Here is a 15,014-nt window from a genome sequence, read left to right on the forward strand (position 1 = left end):
CGGGGAATAGGTTGCGTCTAGCCCGCGGCCAGTTGCCGCGCCGCGCCATTGCGCCAGCGGGCCAGGTGTTCGTCGGCGTAGCGCCGCAGGCAGCGCAGCACGGCACTTTCGTGCTGCATGAGGAAGAAGTGGTGACCGTCGAACATGTCCAGGGAAAAGCCACTGGCGGCGTCGAGTTGCCAGTCGAGCAACTGGTCGGCGCGCACGCTGTCCTGTTTGCCGCCGAACACGTGGATCGGGATCTCCAGCGGTGCGCGCTCGCCGTAGGTAAAGCTGCCGCACAGCAGGAAATCGGCGCGCAGGATCGGCAGCATCAACTGCATCAACTCGGGGTTGGCCAGGGCTTCTTCGGCGGTGCCCTGCAGTTCGCGCAGACGGGCGATGAGTTGTTCGTCGGTCTTTTCGACGGCGTATTCGCTGACGTCACGACGCGCCGGCCCGGCCGTACCGGACGCAAACAGCGCCAGCGGCGCGGGCACACCGCGAGCGCTCAAGGCGTGCGCCAGTTCAAAGGCGAGCAGGCCGCCAAGGCTGTGGCCGAACAACGCGTAGGGACCGTTCAAGTCGCGGCTGATTTCGTCGGCGAGCTGCGCGGCCAAGGCCTTGATATCGCGCTGCAGCGGTTCGTCCATGCGCATGCCGCGGCCGGGTAATTCCAGCGGACACACCTGCAACCACTCGGGCAGGGCACGGCGCCAACGCGCATAGACCATGGCGCTGGCGCCCGAATAGGGCAGGCAGAACAGGCGCAGTCGAGTCGGCGTACTCATCGCGTCACGACGCCAAACTGAAACACGCTGTATGCACGATAAAAACCCATTTCGTCCTCCTGCGGGTGCGGATCCTTGGCCGTTTGCTAACGGACCTGTCACCCAGAAGAACGGACGGCACCGGCAAATAATTAGTCGCCGGGTACGCGCGAGACGTGGTTCACACCGAACAAGAAAGCATAAGATTAGTTCGCCTTCTCATTTGACAATCATTATCATTAAGCATAATTTGTTGCCCGATGTGTAGGAGGCCTCAGCAAGGACGCCCTCCCCTAACCTCTTTTGCGACAAGGTGATTTCCATGACGGAACAAGTATCCACAGGCAGGTGCGACTCACCGCTTCTCCAGGCATTCGTCGATAATCGGCTGATTCTGGTGAAGATCGCGGCACGCATTACCGGGTGCCGCTCGCGGGCCGAAGACGTAGTGCAGGATGCCTACTTCCGGCTGCAATCGGCGCCGACGATCACGTCATCGTTCAAGGCTCAATTGAGCTATCTGTTCCAGATCGTGCGCAACCTGGCGATCGATCACTACCGCAAGCAGGCCCTGGAGCTCAAATACTCCGGAACGGAAGAGGAAGGCTTGAATGTGGTTATTCACGGCGCTTCACCGGAAACCTCGCACATTAATTTCAATACCCTGGAAAACATCGCCGACGCGCTGACCGAACTGCCCCAGCGCACCCGCTACGCGTTCGAGATGTACCGCCTGCACGGCGTGCCGCAAAAGGACATCGCCAAGGAGCTGGGCGTCTCGCCGACCCTGGTGAACTTCATGATCCGTGATGCGCTGGTGCACTGCCGCAAGGTGTCGGGCAGCCATAGCGATACGTTTGCGCGCAGGGTTTGATCCCCAGCAGATGAAATGTGCGCCTTATGTGGGAGCTGGCTTGCCTGCGATGCAGGCACCTCGGTTTTTCAGTTGCACCGAGTTGATGCTATCGCAGGCAAGCCAGCTCCCACACAAGCTCGCGCCACACTTTTGATCGGTGTTGTACCTGTCAGGGCGTGGGCATCACATCAATGCGATACGGCTCGAAAATCTTCAACATCTCGCCATCGTCACGCAAGCGCTTGAGCAACGCGGCAAACGCCTCCCCCGTGATCGGCGCTTTCGGGCGCAGCAACGCGTAATGGTGATACACCTGGTCGATGCGTTCCGACACCAGGAACTGCCCGGCCATCTCCGCGTTGCGCACCATAAAGTCACTCAGGTACGAACGGGTCACCAAGGCGATGTCGGCACGCCCGCGCGCGACCATCAGCAGGTTGCTGTCATGGGAGTAGGTCAACGTGGCATTGAAGTGCTCGGCCATGTACTTGGGGTCAGGGTTGAAGTTGGCGAAGGCGTAGTGATAACCGCTGAACACCGCCAGGCGTTTGCCGTTGAGGTCAGCGAAATAGCCTTGGTCGCGACCGGACTCACGCTGGGCGACAAAGATTTCCGCGTCTTCCAGGCCCATGTCGACGGTGGTGTGGGGAATCTTCTGCCAGCCCCAGTCAGGGTTTTCGAAGATAGCCATATCGACCCGGCCCTGCTCGAAATCGCGAAAGCGTCGCGGAATGGAGGTGGGCACCAAGACAAATTGGTAGTCGGTTTGCGAGGCGTTCAGGGCCTCGACCAGTTGCGGCAGCAAACCGGTGTCGGCGCCCTGCTCGGGGCGCACGGTGTAGGGAGGGAAATGTGCCGCGCCGATGCGCACTAATTGCGCAGCCGAAGCCGGCATCCACCACGCGGTGCCCAGTGCCCAAAAGGTAAGTCCTGCAGCCAGCCGCCATGGCGAAAACATCAAGGCACACACCGTTCAAAAACGCTAATGCCGATAAGCTAGGCGTTTTTGTCTGGCGAGACAACTTTCCATCGGCAAATTAATAGCTTGCGTCTCAATCGGCTTTCAGAACCATCAACAGGGCTTCTTCGGCCAGCTGCTCAAGCGTCAGGCTGCCCTCGGCGCGAAACCAGGTGGTGGTCCAGGACAAGGCGCCGGTGAGGAACCGCCGGGCGATAAACACATCGCCGCGGATATAGCCGGCGTCCTTGGCCTCGCCCAATACTTGCAGCCAGAGCGCCTCATACACATCGCGCAGGGCCAGCACCTGGGCCTGGCCTTCAGCCGACAGCGAGCGCCACTCGTACACCAGCACCGCCATGGCCTCGCCGCTGCCGCCCATGATCGACTGCAATTCGCAACGGATCAGCGCCAGCACCCGTTCGCGCACAGTGGTCGCCTCTTCCAGCGAAGCGCGCATCATCGCCGTGTTGTAGTGGATGGTTTCTTCCATCACCGCGCGCAGGATCTCGTCCTTGCTCTTGAAGTGATGAAAGATGCTCCCGGACTGAATGCCCACCGCACTGGCCAGGTCGCGCACGGTGGTGCGCTCGAAGCCCTTGTTGCGAAACAGGTGGGCCGCGGTTTGCAGCAGCTTGCCACGGGCACTGTCGGGGTCGGTCAACTGGCCGCCATCGACCATGGTGCGCATCACCCGCAGGGCTTTTTGCTCATCCATGCCTCTCTCCTCTACTTCCACGGACGTCTTGGGCGGCAATTTAGGCCGTGGCAGCCACCCAAGCAAGCGCTTGGCTAAAACTTGTGCGCAGAGTTTACAAACCAAGCGCTTGCTTGGTAGTCTCGCTACCAGCCATTCGAGGAAGGATTTCTCATGAGCAAGACGGTTCGTATCGGCTGCGCCAGCGCCTTCTGGGGCGACACCTGCACCGCCGCCGCCCAATTGGTACAGGGCGGCGCGCTGGATTACCTGGTCTTCGACTACCTGGCGGAAGTCACGATGTCGATCCTCGCCGGCGCGCGCATGAAAGATCCCCAGGCCGGTTATGCCACGGATTTTGTCGACGTGCTTACGCCCTTGCTGGCGGAAATCCAGCGCCAAGGCATTCGCGTGATCAGCAACGCCGGCGGCATCCACCCCCAAGCCTGCGCCGCGGCCTTGCAAGCAGCCTGCGACAAGGCAGGCGTTGCACTGAAAATCGCCGTGCTGCTGGGCGATGACCTGCAGCCCCAACTCAAGCAATTGCACGGCATCACCGACATGTTCAACGGCACGCCGCTGCCGCCGATGTGCGTGTCCGCCAACGCCTACCTGGGCGCACCGGGCATTACCCAGGCGCTGCAGTTGGGGGCGGATATCGTCATCACCGGCCGGGTGGTGGACAGCGCGGTGGTCAGCGCCGCGCTGGTGCATGAATTCAACTGGTCATGGCAGGACTACGACCGCCTCGCCCAGGCCGCACTGGCCGGGCATATCATCGAATGTGGCGCGCAGTGCACCGGTGGCAACTTCACCGATTGGCGCGACGTGCCGGACTACGAGCACATCGGTTTTCCCATCGTCGAGGTCAGCGCCGACGGCCAGTTCACCGTCAACAAGGTCGACGGCACCGGCGGGTTGATCAGCGAACTCAGCGCGGCCGAACAGTTGCTGTATGAAATCGGCGACCCCCGCGCGTACCTGCTGCCGGATGTGATCTGCGACTTCAGCCAGGTCAAGTTGCAGCAGCAAGGCAAACACTGCGTACGCCTGCACGGCGCCAAGGGCTCGCCGCCGACCGAGCAGTACAAAGTCAGCGCCACGTACCCGGACGGTTTCCGTTGCACCGCCAGTTGCCTGATCGCCGGCATCGATGCGGTGGCCAAGGCCGAACGGGTCAGCCAGGCGATCATCAACAAGACCTCGGAACTGTTCTGCCAACGCGGCTGGGCGCCTTATACCGAAGTGAACATCGAACTGCTCGGCAGCGAAGCCACCTACGGCGCCCACGCGATGCGCCAGGACTGCCGCGAAGTGGTGGTGAAACTGGCGGTGCGTCACCCGAGCAAACAGGCATTGGTGCTGTTCGCCCGCGAGATTGCCCAGGCCGCCACCGGCATGGCCCCGGGCCTGACCGGCATCGTCGGCGGGCGGCCGACGGTGTACCCGTTGATAAGGCTGTTTTCGTTCCTGATCGATAAGGCGTCCTGTGACGTGCTGATCGATTTCCAGGGCGAACGCCACGCCTGCGCATTGCCGATGGCCGATGCGCCCACCCTGCCCGACGCGCCGATAGCCCCGCCCAAGCCCCAAGGGCGCGCCGACGCCAGCGTGCCGCTGGTGAAACTGGCCGTGGCGCGTTCCGGCGACAAGGGTAACCACAGCAACATCGGCGTGATCGCGCGCGATCCCGACTACCTGCCGTGGATCGCCGAGGCGCTGACCCCGGAAGTCATCGTCGATTGGATGGGCCACGTGCTGGACCCCGTGCACGGCCGCGTCGAGCGCTGGTATTTGCCCGGCAGCCACAGCCTCAATTTCCTGCTGGAAAACGCCTTGGGCGGTGGCGGCATCGCCAGCCTGCGCATCGACCCGCAAGGCAAAGCCTTCGCCCAGCAACTGCTGGACATCCCCATTGCCGTGCCGCAACACATCGCCGATTTTCTCAACTGACAGGAGCGTTGCCGTGGCCTTCGACTCAATCTTCAAAGCCGACCTGTTCCAGGGGCAAACCGTGATGGTCACCGGCGGAGGCAGTGGCATCGGCCGTTGCACTGCACATGAATTGGCGGCGCTGGGTGCACAGGTGATTCTGGTGGGACGCAAGCCGGAAAAGCTGCAAGCGGTCGCGACGGAAATCGCTGAAGACGGTGGCATCGCCCATTGGCACGCCTGCGACATTCGTGAAGAAGAAGCAGTGAAGGCACTGGTTGGCCAGGTCTTGAATGACCACGGTCAACTCCATGGTTTGGTGAATAACGCCGGCGGCCAGTACCCCTCGCCACTGGCTTCAATCAACCAGAAAGGCTTCGAAACCGTTCTGCGCACCAACCTCGTCGGCGGTTTCCTGGTGGCCCGGGAAGTGTTCAACCAATCCATGAGCAAGCACGGCGGCGCCATCGTCAACATGCTCGCCGACATGTGGGGCGGTATGCCCGGCATGGGCCACTCGGGTGCGGCGCGCGCCGGCATGGACAACTTCACCAAGACCGCCGCCTTCGAATGGGGGTATGCCGGCGTGCGGGTCAACGCCGTGGCGCCGGGCTGGATCGCCTCCAGCGGCATGGACACCTATGAAGGCGCGTTCAAGGCGGTGATCCCGACCTTGCGCGAACACGTGCCGCTCAAGCGTATCGGCACGGAGTCGGAAGTCAGCGCGGCCATCGTGTTCCTGCTCAGCCCCGCCGCCGCCTTTATCAGCGGCAGCACCCTGCGCATCGACGGTGCCGCCAGCCTGGGCAGCCGCGCTTGGCCGTTGCACAAGGCGCAGGCGCCGAGTGAGCCCTTCAATGGCTTCCACCGTGCCTACCTGCCGGATGTGCTCAAGGCGGAGCAATAAACCATGCCGGTGATTGAATCCTTGATCGACGCCCACAGCGCCCAGTTCGCGCAAAACCGCGAGGCCATGCTGGCGGCCATCGCCCAGCTGCACCAACTGGAACACAACCTGCTCGCCAAGGCCCAGGAAGCCAAGCCCAAGTTCGACAAGCGCGGCCAACTGCTGCCCCGCGAGCGCCTCAACCTGCTGCTGGACCCCGGCGCGCCGTTCCTGGAACTGGCCAGCCTGGCCGGCTACAAGCTGCACGACGACAAAGACGGCAGCGCCGCCGGCGGTGGGTTGATCGCCGGCATCGGCTACGTCAGCGGCGTGCGCATGCTGGTGGTGGCCAATAACAGCGCGATCAAGGGCGGGACTATTTCCCCTTCCGGCCTGAAAAAGTCCCTGCGCCTGCAACAGATCGCCATGGAGAACAAACTGCCGGTGGTGACCCTCGCCGAAAGCGGCGGTGCCAACCTCAACTACGCCGCCGAAATTTTCGTCGAGGGTGCGCGCAGCTTCGCCAACCAGGCGCGCCTGTCGGCCCTGGGCTTGCCGCAAATCACCGTGGTACATGGCTCGGCCACGGCGGGCGGCGCCTATCAGCCGGGGCTGTCGGATTACGTGGTGGTGGTGCGCGGCCGCGCCAAGCTGTTCCTCGCGGGCCCGCCGCTGCTCAAAGCCGCGACCGGCGAAGTGGCCACCGACGAAGAACTGGGGGGCGCCGAAATGCACGCCCAAACCGCCGGCACCGCCGAATACCTGGCGGAAAATGACGCCGACGGCGTGCGCATCGCCCGTGAGATTGTCAGCCTGCTGCCCTGGAATGATCGTCTGCCGCCGGCGCCCCAACGCGCTTACGCCGAGCCGCTGTACCCCATCGAAGAGCTACTGGGCCTGATCCCGGATGACCCGAAAAAACCCTACGACGTGCGTGAAATCCTCGCCCGCCTGGCCGACGGCTCGCACTTCCTCGAATTCAAGGGCGAGTTCGACGCCCACACCGTGTGCGGCCACCTGCATATCCAGGGGCGTGCCGTCGGGGTGATCGGCAACAACGGCCCCATCACACCCAAGGGTGCGAGCAAGGCCGCGCAGTTTATCCAACTGTGCGACCAGAGCCGCACGCCGCTGCTGTTCCTGCACAACACCACCGGTTTCATGGTAGGCACCGAGTCGGAGCAACAAGGGGTGATCAAGCACGGCGCGAAGATGATCCAGGCGGTGGCCAATGCGCGAGTGCCTAAACTCACGATTGTGGTCGGCGGCTCCTACGGCGCCGGCAATTATGCGATGTGCGGCCGTGGCCTGGACCCACGCTTCATCTTCGCCTGGCCCAATAGCCGCACGGCGGTGATGGGCGGCGCCCAGGCGGGCAAGGTGCTGCGTATCGTCACCGAAGCCAAGCAGTTGAAGGATGGCCTGGTGCCGGATCCCAAGGTGCTGGACATGCTGGAACAGGTCACCGCGCAGAAGCTCGACAGCCAGTCCACTGCGCTGTATGGCAGCGCGAATCTGTGGGACGACGGGCTGATTGATCCACGGGATACGCGGACGTTGCTGGGCTTTGTGCTGGATATCTGCCACGAGGCCGAGGTGCGTGAGTTGCAAGCCAATACCTTCGGTGTAGCGCGTCTCTAAATTTCGCCCGAGACGCTGCGCGTCACGATAAGGAGAACAATAAAAAATGATCTTTACCCAAGAACACCAGGAACTACGCCGCACCGTCCGCGCCTTCGTTGATCGCGAGATCAACCCCCACGTCGACGAATGGGAAAAGGCCGGGCGCTTTCCCATCCACGATATTTTCCGCAAGGCCGGCGACCTCGGCCTGCTGGGCATCTCCAAGCCGGAAAAATTCGGCGGCATGGGCCTGGACTACAGCTATTCCATCGTCGCCGCCGAGGAATTCGGCACCGTTCACTGCGGCGGCATTCCCATGTCCATCGGCGTGCAGACCGACATGTGCACCCCCGCCCTCGCCCGCTTCGGCTCCGATGAGTTGCGGGATGAATTCCTGCGTCCGGCCATCAGCGGCGAGCAGGTCGGCTGCATCGGTGTCTCGGAAACCGGTGCCGGTTCCGACGTGGCCGGGCTGAAAACCCATGCGCGCAAGGACGGCGACGACTATGTGATCAACGGCAGCAAAATGTGGATCACCAACTCACCCAGCGCCGACTTCATCTGCCTGCTGGCCAACACCTCCGACGACAAGCCGCACATCAACAAATCGCTGATCATGGTGCCGATGAACACCCCCGGCATCAGCGTCAGCCCGCCCCTGGAAAAACTCGGCATGCACAGCTCCGAGACCGCCCAGGTGTTCTTCGACGGCGTGCGCGTGCCGCAGCGCAACCGCATCGGCCACGAAGGCGCGGGGTTCATGATGCAGATGCTGCAGTTCCAGGAAGAACGCCTGTTCGGCGCGGCCAACATGATCAAGGGCCTGGAGCATTGCATCGACACCACCATCGAATACTGCAAGGAGCGCCAGACCTTCGGCAAGGCGCTGATCGACAACCAGGTCATCCACTTTCGCCTGGCCGAACTCTCCACCGAAATCGAATGCCTGCGCGCGCTGGTCTACCAGGCCACCGAGCAATACATCAAAGGCCAGGACGTGACTCGCCTGGCCTCCATGGCCAAGCTCAAGGCCGGGCGCCTGGGCCGAGAAGTCAGCGACAGCTGCCTGCAATACTGGGGCGGCATGGGCTTCATGTGGGACAACCCCGTCGCCCGCGCCTATCGCGATGTGCGCCTGGTCTCGATCGGCGGCGGCGCCGACGAAATCATGCTGGGCATCCTCTGCAAACTGATGGGCACGTTGCCTGGGAAAAAGCCATGAACACCTTATTGCTCGAACCCCATAACGGCGTGCTGCACATCACCCTCAACCGCCCGGAAAACCGCAATGCGATGAGCCTGGAGATGGTCAACGAACTGCGCACGGTGCTGGCGCAATTGGACAGCCAGGTCCGCGCACTGGTGATCAGCGGGGCCGGCGGGCACTTCTGCGCCGGCGCCGATGTGAAGGACCTGGTCACTGCGGGCAATCAACTCCAGGCGCTGAATCGCGCGTTCGGCACCTTGCTGCAGGAAGTCGAAGCGGTACCGCAAGTCGTGATCGTGGTGCTGCAAGGCGCGGTGCTGGGTGGCGGCTTTGGGCTGGCGTGCGTGAGTGATATCGCCATAGCCGATCACCAGGCGCAATTCGGCCTGCCGGAAACCAGCCTGGGCTTACTGCCGGCGCAAATCGCGCCGTTTGTGGTCAAGCGTATCGGCCTGACCCAAGCCCGCCGCCTGGCGCTGACCGCGGCGCGCTTTGACGGCCTGGAAGCCGAGCGACTGGGCGTCGTGCACTTTACCGAACGCGACCCGCAGGCATTGGCGGAACGGCTGGATGACGTGTTGGGACAGGTGCTGCGCTGCGCACCGGGCGCGAATGGACGGACCAAATCCCTGTTGCTGGCCAGTGTGGATGAACCGCTTGAGGCTGTGCTGGACCGTGGGGCGCAGTGGTTTGCCGAAGCGGTGAGGAGTGAGGAAGGGATTGAGGGGACGCAGGCGTTTGTGCAGAAAAGAAAGCCTCGGTGGTGCAAATGACGCCATCGGGGGCAAGCCCCCTCCCACATTTGTACTGAGTACGCCACAACCACACCGGTCGGCTCTATCTGGGAGTGCCCCGTCAAACACGCTGGCCGAACGCAGGCTTGAATCCGCGGCCGTTACCGCAGAAATGGATGTGTACTCGAGGACCGCAACAATGCCGCAGCTAACGAAAATCCTGATCGCTAACCGCGGCGAAATCGCCTGCCGCATCCAACACACCGCCCAAGCCCTGGGCTACCGCACCGTCGCCGTCTACAGCGAAGCCGACGCCCAGGCCCTGCACGTCCAGATGGCCGACGAAGCCGTCTACATCGGCCCCTCCCCCGTCCAACAGTCTTACCTCAACATCGAAGCCATCCTCAACGCCGCCACACTCACCGGCGCCGACGCCATCCACCCCGGCTACGGCTTCCTTTCCGAAAACCCCGACTTCGCCCGCGCCTGCCAACACGCCAACCTCACCTTCATCGGTCCCAGCGTCGCCGCCATCGAACTGATGGGCAGCAAACGCCTGTCCAAACTCGCCATGCTCGACGCCGGCGTGCCCTGCATCGCCGGCTACCAAGGCAGCGCCCAGGACGACGTCACCCTGCAACAAGAAGCAGAGCGCATCGGCTACCCACTGATGATCAAAGCCAGCGCCGGCGGTGGCGGTCGCGGCATGCGCCTGGTGCACCACGCAAAAGACCTGTTGAACAACCTGCAGACCGCCCGTTCGGAAGCCAAGAACGCCTTCGGCAGCGACGAACTGATCCTCGAACACGCCCTGATCGACCCCCGTCACGTCGAAATCCAGCTGTTCGGCGATAGCCACGGCCACCTGATCTACCTCGGCGAACGCGACTGTTCGATCCAGCGCCGCCATCAGAAAGTCATCGAAGAAGCCCCCTGCCCCATCATGACACCCGAGCTGCGCCTGGCCATGGGCGAAGCCGCCCTGAAGGCCGGGCGCGCGGTGAACTACGTCGGCGCCGGCACCGTGGAGTTCCTGCTCGACCGCCACGGCCAGTTCTACTTCCTGGAAATGAACACCCGCCTGCAAGTGGAGCACCCGGTGACCGAGCTGATCACCGGCCTCGACCTGGTGGACTGGCAACTGCAGATCGCCGCCGGCCAACCGCTGCCGCTGACACAAGCGGAGGTCACCCTGAGCGGCCACGCCATGGAAGTGCGCCTGTACGCCGAAGACCCGGCCCAGGGCTTCCTGCCGCAAACCGGCGATGTGCTGCGCTGGGAACCGGCGGCGGGCGTACGCATTGACCACGGTGTCGTAGAAGGCCAACGCATCAGCCCGTTCTATGACCCGATGCTGGGCAAGATCATCGCCCATGGCGCCACCCGCGAAGAGGCGCGGCGCAAGTTGTTGCGGGCGGTGGAAGACACGTTGCTGTTGGGGGTGGCGACCAATCAACGGTTATTGGCCGATCTGCTCAAGCACCCGGAGTTTATCGCGGGTGATTTCAGCACCGGGTTTATCGCGCAACACTTCAGCGAGATCCCGCCCCAGCCCCCATCAAAAGAACACCTTAGCCTGGCCGCCGCGTTGTTTTACGCACACAGCGCGCACCCGCATCCCCCGGCGCTGGCAGGCTGGCGCAACACCGCCCGCACACTCTGCACCTACCGACTGGAGGTCAACGGCGAGATCCACGACGTCAGCGCTGAGCCCCTGCCACTCACCACCGACGGTCGCTACGCCATAGGGGTGTTCAACGGCATTCGCCGTCGCATGGCCTATCACCTCGACGGCAACCGACTGTGGCTACCCGGCCTGACGGTGATCGACCGCACCCAGCAGGTCGCCAGCCGCCAGGCCGACGCCAGCAGCGGGACGGTCAAGGCGCCGATGGACGGTGCAATTGTCGATGTGCGGGTCAGCGCCGGTGACAGCGTCACCAAAGGCCAACTGCTGTTGGTGCTCGAAGCGATGAAAATGGAGCACCCACTGACGGCCGGTATCGACGGCGTGATCAAGGGTGTGCAGGTCATTGCGGGTGATCAAGTGCGCAATCGTCAGGTGTTACTCGAGATCGTCTAGCCCTAGGCGGAACTACAGGGCCGGGCTACGCTCTACCCCCAACAGAAAGGGAAGAGTACGGGAACCTGCGCGATGCCTCATTGGCTGATTATTGACCTTGAAGCCACAACGGATGAAGGCGGCTGGCCCGTGACGGAGATGGAAGTCATCGAGATCGGCGCGAGCCTGGTCAACCGCCAGGGCCGCGAACTGGACCACTTCCAGCGCTTTGTGCGGCCGCTGCGGCGGCCATTGCTGACGCCCTTCTGCCGCCAGCTGACCCACATCACCCAGGCGAACATGGACGGCGCGGCGCCGATCACCGAGGTGTGGCCGCTGTTCGAGCGTTGGCTGGGCCAGCACCACGCACGCCTGGAGGGCTGGGCCAGTTGGGGTGACTACGACCGCGCGCAGCTTGAACTGGAGTGGCAACGCCATGGCCTGGCCAGCGCACTCGCCCACACGCCCCATGTGAACCTCAAGCAGCGTTTCGCCAAGGCCCGGCGCCTGGACAAGCCCCTGGGGCTCAATGGCGCCCTGCAACTGGCGGGGATGCAGTTCCATGGCCAGCAACATCGCGCGCTGGAGGACGCCCGCAACACCGCGCGCCTGTTGCCGCTGATTTTGCCGGTCTAGGCAGTTCCCCTGCCCTTGGGCATACTGGCCGACCTTTCCAGACCCTTTTCCGAGGAATCGCCCATGTTTAAAGTCAACGAGTACTTCGACGGCACCGTCAAGTCGATCGCTTTCGGCACCGCAGAAGGTCCGGCGACCATCGGCGTAATGGCCCCCGGCGAATACGAATTCGGCACCGCCCAGCGTGAAATCATGCACGTGGTGTCTGGCGCCCTGACCGTTAAGCTGCCTGACGCCAGCACGTGGGAAACCTTCGCCGCCGGCAGCCAGTTCAACGTGCCGGCCAACAGCAAGTTCCAACTGAAGGTCGCCGTGGACACCGCCTACCTGTGCGAATACCGCGGCTGAGGGTGACCAGCAGGCAAAAAAATGCCCGTCTCGCAGGAGACGGGCATTTTTTATGACCACGGCACATTACTCGAGAATCGTCACCGGCATCCCGACTTCCAGACGACCTACGCCGTCGTTGACCAGGTTCTGGCCGAAAATCGCGCCATCCTCGGTCTTGCGATAGGTTTCCAGCGTGGCGAAGGGTTCGCGGTCGGCGCTGCGTTCGCCGGTCTGCGGGTCGATGGTGGTGAGGATGCAGCGCGAGCACGGCTTGACCGCACGGAACTCCACATCGCCGATGCGCAGGCGTTTCCAGCCGTCTTCAGCAAAGGCTTCGCTGCCTTCGATCACCAGGTTGGGACGAAAACGCAGCATTTCCATGGGGCGACCGATGCGTTGCGAGAGGTCGTCCAGCGAGGCCTGGCCGATCACCAACAACGGATAACCGTCGGCGAAGGCGACCTGGTCATCGTCCTTGCCATAACCGGCCTGGGTGGTGCGGGCACGTTCGAGAGGGATTTGCACCAGCCGTGTCGGCTTGCCGATGAAGTCGCTGACCCACGCGGCAGCCGCGTCGCCCGCATCCGGCACGCGCAAGGTGTCACGCCAGATGGTCACGCCACGCAGTTCGGCCTCGTTGTCGGGCAGGGTCACGTCCAGCGGCGTGTAGCCAGGCGAACTCAGGGTGAGCCCGCCGCTGCTGTTCCACAGCGCCGACAGCTGGCTCATCTTGGCCACGGCCCGTTGCGTGAGGAAACGCCCGCTGGCTTCGTCCACCAGCATCCAGCGTCGATCGCCGTCCACCCCGAGTTTATCCAGGCCGACCTGTTGCAGTATTTCGGCCTTGCCGGACTTCAAGGGGTAACGGTACAACGCGCTGAGACGAAGCATGGGCCTGCATTCCTGAAGGAGTAAAGCCGACACTATAACCGCTCTTGTAGTGAGCGGGCTTGCCCCGCGCTGGGGGCACAGCCGCCCCAACCCCGTCACCGCGTTATTACAGACAAACCGTGGTGGCCGAATGTGGGGCGGCTGCGCCCCCCAGCGCGGGGCAAGCCCGCTCACTACAGTCAGGCGGGCACTTCGTCGAGCATCAGACGTTGACGCACCACGTCCACCAGCTTGTCGGGCTGGAATTTGGACAGGAAGTTGTCGCAGCCGACCTTCTTCACCATCGAGTCGTTGAAACTGCCCGACAGCGAGGTGTGCAGTACCACGTAAAGTTTGCGCAGGCGCGGGTCGTTGCGGATCTCGGTGGTGAGGCGGTAACCGTCCATCTCGGGCATTTCGGCGTCGGTGAAGATCATCAACAGTTTGTCGGTCATTACATGGCCGGCGTCGGCCCAAGCCTTGAGCATATTCAGCGCCTTGAGACCGTCGCTGGCGATATGCATCTTCACACCCAGTTGGCCAAGGGTGTCGCGCAGTTGCGAGAGGGCCACGTTGGAGTCATCCACCAGCAGCACTTCCCGGCCACGGGCGCGTTCCAGGATCGGGTCCTCGAGTTTTTCACGCGAGACCTTGGCGTTGTAGGGCACGATTTCGGCCAGGACTTTTTCCACGTCGATGATTTCCACCAACTGGTCGTCGACCTTGCTGATGGCGGTGAGGTAATGCTGGCGTCCGGCACTGGTCGGCGGCGGCAGGATGGCTTCCCAGTTCATGTTGACGATGCGGTCCACGCCGCCCACCAGGAACGCCTGCACCGAGCGGTTGTACTCGGTGACGATAATGGTGCTGTTGGGACCCGGCACCAACGGGCGCATGCCGATGGCCTGGGACAGGTCGATCACCGGCAGGGTCTGCCCACGCAGGTTGACCACGCCGCACACGAACGGATGGCGTTGCGGCATCAACGTCAGCTTGGGCAGTTGCAGGACTTCCTGCACCTTGAACACGTTGATCGCGAACAACTGACGCCCGGCCAGGCGGAACATGAGGATCTCCAGGCGATTCTCACCCACCAGTTGCGTGCGTTGATCTACCGTGTCGAGAATGCCGGCCATTAAAAGCTCCTGATGCGCTAAGGGATTGTGCAGTTCACATACAGTGGGTTATCGGCGGCGAACGCCAGACCTTGACCCCGGTAAAATGCCACGTAAATTCATTGATGTCACACTGACATCATGGTTTACTGCACTGGCCTCTCCAGACAGGGGTGTAGCGACGTTGCGCGACATTCATTTCGACGCAAGGTTCCGCCGCGTAAGGGATTCCCCTATGCACAATCAGGCCCAACCTGATATTCGCAATATCTAATAGCCATTAATGTGACGCCATTCTCAATGCATGAATGGAGTCAGGCTTTTGTTTGCCATCCCAAGCCCTCGGCCCACGGGTCTTT

General features: G+C 62.8%; 14 protein-coding genes. 9 read left to right on the forward strand and 5 right to left on the reverse strand.

What is annotated here, in order from left to right:
* Positions 1 to 17: 17 nt before the first annotated feature.
* Entirely contained in the window at positions 18 to 770 is a 753-nt protein-coding gene (locus tag QCBJ_RS27235; protein ID WP_102061973.1) for a thioesterase II family protein, read from the reverse strand.
* Positions 771 to 1,071: 301 nt separating this feature from the next.
* Here QCBJ_RS27235 and QCBJ_RS27240 point away from each other — a divergent pair, with 301 nt between their 5' ends.
* Positions 1,072 to 1,623 carry an RNA polymerase factor sigma-70 gene (locus QCBJ_RS27240; RefSeq protein WP_005789991.1) on the forward strand — a complete coding sequence of 184 codons (552 nt, stop codon included), beginning with the start codon at positions 1,072 to 1,074 and terminating at the stop codon, positions 1,621 to 1,623.
* Positions 1,624 to 1,774: 151 nt separating this feature from the next.
* On the opposite strand, the gene QCBJ_RS27250 is transcribed toward QCBJ_RS27240, so the two are convergent.
* Entirely contained in the window at positions 1,775 to 2,563 is a 789-nt protein-coding gene (locus tag QCBJ_RS27250; protein WP_093543728.1) for an ABC transporter substrate-binding protein, read from the reverse strand.
* 94 nt (positions 2,564 to 2,657) lie between these two features.
* The gene (locus QCBJ_RS27255) at positions 2,658 to 3,281 is read right to left on the reverse strand and encodes a TetR/AcrR family transcriptional regulator (RefSeq protein WP_015885151.1); all 624 of its coding nucleotides are present in this window, start codon (positions 3,279 to 3,281) and stop codon (positions 2,658 to 2,660) included.
* A gap of 153 nt (positions 3,282 to 3,434) precedes the next feature.
* Between QCBJ_RS27255 and QCBJ_RS27260 the strand changes: the two genes are divergently transcribed.
* The 8 genes from QCBJ_RS27260 (at position 3,435) to QCBJ_RS27295 (ending at position 12,688) form a co-directional block, all read left to right on the forward strand.
* Positions 3,435 to 5,213 carry an acyclic terpene utilization AtuA family protein gene (locus QCBJ_RS27260; protein WP_102061975.1) on the forward strand — a complete coding sequence of 593 codons (1,779 nt, stop codon included), beginning with the start codon at positions 3,435 to 3,437 and terminating at the stop codon, positions 5,211 to 5,213.
* A gap of 13 nt (positions 5,214 to 5,226) precedes the next feature.
* Positions 5,227 to 6,099: an SDR family oxidoreductase gene (locus QCBJ_RS27265; protein ID WP_046036046.1), complete on the forward strand. Its 873-nt coding sequence runs from the start codon at positions 5,227 to 5,229 to the stop codon at positions 6,097 to 6,099.
* 3 nt (positions 6,100 to 6,102) lie between these two features.
* Positions 6,103 to 7,719, forward strand: a complete 1,617-nt coding sequence (gene atuC / locus QCBJ_RS27270; protein ID WP_102061976.1) for a geranyl-CoA carboxylase subunit beta — start codon at positions 6,103 to 6,105, stop codon at positions 7,717 to 7,719.
* Positions 7,720 to 7,765: 46 nt separating this feature from the next.
* Entirely contained in the window at positions 7,766 to 8,923 is a 1,158-nt protein-coding gene (atuD, locus tag QCBJ_RS27275; RefSeq protein ID WP_015885155.1) for a citronellyl-CoA dehydrogenase, read from the forward strand.
* Positions 8,920 to 9,681 (forward strand): enoyl-CoA hydratase/isomerase family protein, encoded by a 762-nt coding sequence (locus QCBJ_RS27280; RefSeq protein ID WP_015885156.1) that lies wholly within the window; start codon positions 8,920 to 8,922, stop codon positions 9,679 to 9,681. Before atuD ends, QCBJ_RS27280 begins: the two co-directional genes overlap by 4 nt.
* Positions 9,682 to 9,841: 160 nt before the next feature.
* On the forward strand, positions 9,842 to 11,725 hold the full coding sequence (locus QCBJ_RS27285; RefSeq protein ID WP_102061977.1) for an acetyl/propionyl/methylcrotonyl-CoA carboxylase subunit alpha: 1,884 nt from the start codon (positions 9,842 to 9,844) through the stop codon (positions 11,723 to 11,725).
* A 72-nt stretch (positions 11,726 to 11,797) separates the two neighbouring features.
* Entirely contained in the window at positions 11,798 to 12,340 is a 543-nt protein-coding gene (locus QCBJ_RS27290; protein WP_015885158.1) for an exonuclease domain-containing protein, read from the forward strand.
* A gap of 63 nt (positions 12,341 to 12,403) precedes the next feature.
* A complete protein-coding gene (locus tag QCBJ_RS27295; protein WP_015885159.1) occupies positions 12,404 to 12,688 on the forward strand; it encodes a pyrimidine/purine nucleoside phosphorylase in 285 nt (94 codons plus the stop codon).
* Positions 12,689 to 12,754: 66 nt separating this feature from the next.
* Here the strand turns inward: QCBJ_RS27295 and QCBJ_RS27300 are convergent, their stop codons facing one another.
* Together QCBJ_RS27300 and QCBJ_RS27305 are read right to left on the reverse strand one after the other, a co-directional pair.
* Positions 12,755 to 13,561, reverse strand: coding sequence for an MOSC domain-containing protein (locus QCBJ_RS27300; RefSeq protein WP_064052739.1), 807 nt, complete (start codon positions 13,559 to 13,561; stop codon positions 12,755 to 12,757).
* 179 nt (positions 13,562 to 13,740) lie between these two features.
* Entirely contained in the window at positions 13,741 to 14,676 is a 936-nt protein-coding gene (locus QCBJ_RS27305; protein ID WP_102061978.1) for a chemotaxis protein CheV, read from the reverse strand.
* Positions 14,677 to 15,014 lie beyond the last annotated feature (338 nt).

The organism is Pseudomonas sp. QC2 (genome assembly GCF_002859085.1).
In the GTDB taxonomy this organism is placed as follows: domain Bacteria; phylum Pseudomonadota; class Gammaproteobacteria; order Pseudomonadales; family Pseudomonadaceae; genus Aquipseudomonas; species Aquipseudomonas petroselini.

Coding starts and splice junctions, on each gene's coding strand:
- QCBJ_RS27235 (WP_102061973.1), bottom strand. CDS start 770: ATGAGTACGCCGACTCGACTGCGCCTGTTCTGCCTGCCCTATTCGGGC.
- QCBJ_RS27240 (WP_005789991.1), top strand. CDS start 1,072: ATGACGGAACAAGTATCCACAGGCAGGTGCGACTCACCGCTTCTCCAG.
- QCBJ_RS27250 (WP_093543728.1), bottom strand. CDS start 2,563: ATGTTTTCGCCATGGCGGCTGGCTGCAGGACTTACCTTTTGGGCACTG.
- QCBJ_RS27255 (WP_015885151.1), bottom strand. CDS start 3,281: ATGGATGAGCAAAAAGCCCTGCGGGTGATGCGCACCATGGTCGATGGC.
- QCBJ_RS27260 (WP_102061975.1), top strand. CDS start 3,435: ATGAGCAAGACGGTTCGTATCGGCTGCGCCAGCGCCTTCTGGGGCGAC.
- atuC (WP_102061976.1), top strand. CDS start 6,103: ATGCCGGTGATTGAATCCTTGATCGACGCCCACAGCGCCCAGTTCGCG.
- atuD (WP_015885155.1), top strand. CDS start 7,766: ATGATCTTTACCCAAGAACACCAGGAACTACGCCGCACCGTCCGCGCC.
- QCBJ_RS27280 (WP_015885156.1), top strand. CDS start 8,920: ATGAACACCTTATTGCTCGAACCCCATAACGGCGTGCTGCACATCACC.
- QCBJ_RS27285 (WP_102061977.1), top strand. CDS start 9,842: ATGCCGCAGCTAACGAAAATCCTGATCGCTAACCGCGGCGAAATCGCC.
- QCBJ_RS27290 (WP_015885158.1), top strand. CDS start 11,798: ATGCCTCATTGGCTGATTATTGACCTTGAAGCCACAACGGATGAAGGC.
- QCBJ_RS27295 (WP_015885159.1), top strand. CDS start 12,404: ATGTTTAAAGTCAACGAGTACTTCGACGGCACCGTCAAGTCGATCGCT.
- QCBJ_RS27300 (WP_064052739.1), bottom strand. CDS start 13,561: ATGCTTCGTCTCAGCGCGTTGTACCGTTACCCCTTGAAGTCCGGCAAG.
- QCBJ_RS27305 (WP_102061978.1), bottom strand. CDS start 14,676: ATGGCCGGCATTCTCGACACGGTAGATCAACGCACGCAACTGGTGGGT.